The organism is Cognatundibacterium luofuense, assembly GCF_018139685.1.
In the GTDB taxonomy this organism is placed as follows: Bacteria; Pseudomonadota; Gammaproteobacteria; order Burkholderiales; family Burkholderiaceae_D; genus Undibacterium; species Undibacterium luofuense.
Genome location: NZ_JAGSPN010000375.1, coordinates 1 through 339, shown reverse-complemented (window position 1 = coordinate 339; position 339 = coordinate 1). Strand labels below are relative to the sequence as shown.

Genomic DNA, 339 nt, shown 5'->3' with positions numbered 1-339 from the left:
GAAACAAAGACCAAGCATTCATGCGCTTTTCCAAGACATTTCGATTGGAAAGGCGCATATTCATTCGGGCTATACTTTTGATTTGAAGGAGACACCGTGATACAAGGCAGCAGCTTTTATTTGCGTTATCCACGCAGAGAAGAAATTCCTCACCTGGTCCATTTGATGAACTTGCCGGAATCCCGCGGCGACTATCTGTCCAAGGAATTGTTCTTACCTGCGGTAATGGAAAAGCGTTTAATGGATGCTCAGGAATCGCGTGAGAACATGGAGTTTTTTGTGATTGCCGACCTGTCCGATCAAATCCTGGGTCGCGTCTTTCACTTCAAAACCGTGCCC

1 protein-coding gene is annotated in these 339 nt (G+C 46.3%); it reads left to right on the top strand.

Annotation, left to right across the window (positions count from 1 at the left end; genetic code table 11):
• Nucleotides 1-96: 96 nt before the first annotated feature.
• Nucleotides 97-339: hypothetical protein (locus KDM89_RS20840; RefSeq protein ID WP_212689742.1), on the top strand; the 243-nt coding region annotated here is incomplete at its 3' end.